The organism is Cuspidothrix issatschenkoi CHARLIE-1 (genome assembly GCF_002934005.1).
Lineage (GTDB): Bacteria > Cyanobacteriota > Cyanobacteriia > Cyanobacteriales > Nostocaceae > Cuspidothrix > Cuspidothrix issatschenkoi.
In genome coordinates, this window is the sequence record NZ_PGEM01000185.1 from 1 (window position 1) to 3506 (window position 3506).

Sequence of the window (3506 nt, forward strand, 5' to 3'; positions counted from 1 at the left end):
ATAAGGAATACAGAGATTTTTCTTTTTTCCAAAAATGTTAAATTAATTTTGCTCAGGTACTTAATAAACGGTTATAGCTTTGTTCAGCAAACCCTAATTAAATGTTTTTAGCACTATGTATATTTCTCGACGTTCTGCTACTGTCAGAAATTTTTCTGTATCTGCTGTTAATGGCAGTATCACTTTAGTGATTTTATTAATTGCACCCTTGGGTTTAATGGCTGTAATTGTTAATACTGCATTGGTAACGATGACTACTTATATAGTTTGTAGTGTATCCGATAGGGTAATTTTGTGGTTAGAACCGGAACAAAATGCAGAATTAACATCTTCTGGAAAGGGTGAATATCGTTCTCCCAAAAAATCTAATTTACAACGTTGGTGGCGTTAATAGTTCATAACTCTATGCAAACTCTTTATGTTTCTGAACAGAATTGTTATGTCTGTTTACAGAAGGAAACTTTGATAGTTAAACAAGGGGATACTGTTTATGTTGAGGTGCAGTTACCTTTGTTAGAACAGATTTTGATTTTTGGCAGATCGCAAATCACAACTCAAGTGATTCGTGCTTGTTTATGGCGGGATATTCCCATTGCTTATTTATCACGGATGGGTTATTGCTACGGCAGAATTTTACCAATTTCTAGGGGATACCGACAGTTATCACGTTATCAACAAGAATTATCTCCTGTGGAAAGGTTAATTACTGCTAGGGCGATGGTTAAAAATAAGTTGAAAAATAGTAGGGTGCTATTACGAAGACAGAAGAAAAAACGAGAATCGGAGGTTTTAGAACGGGTGTTACAAAGTTTAGATTATTTGGCTAAACAGGCGGATCAAGCTGATAATTTAGAACGGTTAATGGGGTTTGAGGGTGCGGGTGCGGCTCAATATTTCTCGGCTTTTAGTGAATGTTTAACTAACCCTGATTTTGTGTTTTCTGGTCGTAGTCGTCGCCCTCCGGGAAATCCTGTAAATGCTATGTTGAGTTTTGGTTATCAGGTGCTGTGGAATCATTTATTAGCATTAATTGAAATTCAAGGTCTTGACCCCTATTATGCTTGTTTACATCAGGCTCATGATGGTCATGCAGCATTAGCTTCTGATTTAATTGAGGAGTTCCGCGCCCCTGTGGTGGATTCTTTGGTGATGTGGTTAATTAATCGCAAAATTATGGATGTTAAGGCAGATTTTGAATTTAAAGATGGGGGGTGTTATTTGAATGATTCAGGCAGGAAAAAGTTTTTACGTGGGTTTTTGCAAAGAATGACTGAAGAAATTCAAACTGATGGGGGAATTAAACAACCAAAATGGGATTTATTGACTCAACAGGTGAAGGCTTTCAAACAGTTTGTTTATAATCCCAGTCACCATTATCAACCCTATCGAATTGATTGATTTTTTCTGATGTTTATGTTATGTTTTTGTATGTGATTTCCTACGATATTCCTGATGATAAAAGACGTAAAAAGATAGCTGATTTATTAGAAGGTTATGGTCAGCGTGTACAGTATTCTGTGTTTGAATGTCAGTTAAATACGGAAAAGTACAATGATTTACGTCGGCGGTTAAGGAAGATTGTCAAGTTAGAGGAGGATAATGTCAGGTTTTATCCTTTGTCTCGACATACTCTTTCCCAGGTGGAAAGTTGGGGGGTGGGTGTGCCTGTGATTGAACCTCCGGGTTCGATTATTGTTTAGTTTTTCCGAAGGTCAGGTAAAATGGCTGTAATGTTGATTTTTTCGTTGGGAACTTCGGTCGCTTGCTGGGTAAGGGTTTTGGGGGTTTTTTCCCGCTGTCGGTTGGTGGTTTTAACACTTTTTTTCCTGACCTTCGGAAACTGTCTCTGGACACCTTACTGGGTAAGGGTTTAAAATTGAGGAGTCCCCACTCGCTGGGGATATTAATTGAATGGAAACATCCTCAATATCTGCAAAACCTTCTATCGTTGCATCCTGTGGAGGTCCCCACTCGCTGGGGATATTAATTGAATGGAAACCAAGATTCTAGTCAGTCATGGTGACGGTATTCTTAGTCCCCACTCGCTGGGGATATTAATTGAATGGAAACGTTATTGTAGTAGCACACTTATAAAACAAAACAATGAGTCCCCACTCGCTGGGGATATTAATTGAATGGAAACTGCTAGTTCTTTCATTGTCGCGTCGTTAATAGTCCCCACTCGCTGGGGATATTAATTGAATGGAAACAGTAAACTTAGTTTTTTGTATATCTTTACTAGCAGTCCCCACTCGCTGGGGATATTAATTGAATGGAAACGTTGATTTTGACAGTCGTGTTAAGGGTGGTGCTGGGTCCCCACTCGCTGGGGATATTAATTGAATGGAAACAGGAACAGATACAGCCGCCGCGCTAATAGTAACTAGTCCCCACTCGCTGGGGATATTAATTGAATGGAAACTTAGCTAAATAGTCAAATAATCGGCTATTTTCTTGGTCCCCACTCGCTGGGGATATTAATTGAATGGAAACTTCAGGTGTGTTGTCTTCTACAATCGCTTTAGATTCAGTCCCCACTCGCTGGGGATATTAATTGAATGGAAACTCTTTGTAAATTGAATCTTGGGAAAGGGGATAACAGTCCCCACTCGCTGGGGATATTAATTGAATGGAAACACGGAAACGTTTTAGCAGGAAACTGAAGACTTAGTCCCCACTCGCTGGGGATATTAATTGAATGGAAACTCAAGATCAGCCAGCACCCTATTAGAAGCATGTAGTCCCCACTCGCTGGGGATATTAATTGAATGGAAACAAATTAGTTATTAATTTAGCTCATAATGACTTTGAAGTCCCCACTCGCTGGGGATATTAATTGAATGGAAACATTAAAGATCATCTCTTCATCTGGAGCGAGGTCTAAAGCTGTCCCCACTCGCTGGGGATATTAATTGAATGGAAACAATTTTGTATTAGGTTGATTTTGTTAACTTACGTCCCCACTCGCTGGGGATATTAATTGAATGGAAACTAGAATCAGATTACTCATCCACTTTACTAAATGATGATGTAGTCCCCACTCGCTGGGGATATTAATTGAATGGAAACTAGGTTGTACAATAGTTTCAACTTTTATTTTAGTTTTGTCCCCACTCGCTGGGGATATTAATTGAATGGAAACTTTTTTGCGTTCACCAGTCAATCCAGATCCACTACCGTCCCCACTCGCTGGGGATATTAATTGAATGGAAACAGGGCAACACCGCTCCATCGGACATCCCCTTCTGAAAGTCCCCACTCGCTGGGGATATTAATTGCAGAACTTACGCAAAATAGAACAAAAGTAGGGGTAATTCATGAATTACCCCTACTTTCCGTGACCTTTTGCGTAAGCCAAATGAACCTCGCACCTGCGTCTGCATACAAAACACCGCTTCCTTTATAGGAAGTGGAATTAATGGAAACTCTTTCAATAACTTAACTAAAGCTTTACCTCCAAAACCGCTTCCTTTATAGGAAGTGGAATTAATGGAAACTTTACCTCC

4 protein-coding genes and 1 CRISPR repeat array are annotated in these 3506 nt (G+C 39.4%); of the genes, 3 read left to right on the forward strand and 1 reads right to left on the reverse strand.

The window, feature by feature from the left end:
* Positions 1-115: 115 nt before the first annotated feature.
* Genes csx18 through cas2 form a run of 3 tightly spaced genes read left to right on the forward strand, consistent with a single transcriptional unit; the run spans position 116 to position 1700 of the window.
* Positions 116-391 (forward strand): CRISPR-associated protein Csx18, encoded by a 276-nt coding sequence (csx18, locus tag CUN59_RS19440; RefSeq protein WP_104389383.1) that lies wholly within the window; start codon positions 116-118, stop codon positions 389-391.
* A gap of 14 nt (positions 392-405) precedes the next feature.
* Complete coding sequence (locus CUN59_RS19445) at positions 406-1398, forward strand: CRISPR-associated endonuclease Cas1, Slr7092 subtype (RefSeq protein ID WP_104389384.1); 993 nt, start codon at positions 406-408, stop codon at positions 1396-1398.
* Between the two features lie 20 nt (positions 1399-1418).
* On the forward strand, positions 1419-1700 hold the full coding sequence (cas2, locus tag CUN59_RS19450; protein WP_104389385.1) for a CRISPR-associated endonuclease Cas2, Ssr7093 family: 282 nt from the start codon (positions 1419-1421) through the stop codon (positions 1698-1700).
* A gap of 183 nt (positions 1701-1883) precedes the next feature.
* Positions 1884-3214: direct repeats of the CRISPR family, unit length 36 nt; unit sequence GTCCCCACTCGCTGGGGATATTAATTGAATGGAAAC.
* 70 nt (positions 3215-3284) lie between these two features.
* Here the strand turns inward: cas2 and CUN59_RS22720 are convergent.
* Positions 3285-3506: hypothetical protein (locus CUN59_RS22720; RefSeq protein WP_438501835.1), on the reverse strand; the 222-nt coding region annotated here is incomplete at its 5' end.

What these genes read in the sequence shown, in the direction of transcription:
- csx18 (WP_104389383.1), top strand. Translation starts at nt 116, where the DNA reads ATGTATATTTCTCGACGTTCTGCTACTGTCAGAAATTTTTCTGTATCT.
- CUN59_RS19445 (WP_104389384.1), top strand. Translation starts at nt 406, where the DNA reads ATGCAAACTCTTTATGTTTCTGAACAGAATTGTTATGTCTGTTTACAG.
- cas2 (WP_104389385.1), top strand. Translation starts at nt 1,419, where the DNA reads ATGTTTTTGTATGTGATTTCCTACGATATTCCTGATGATAAAAGACGT.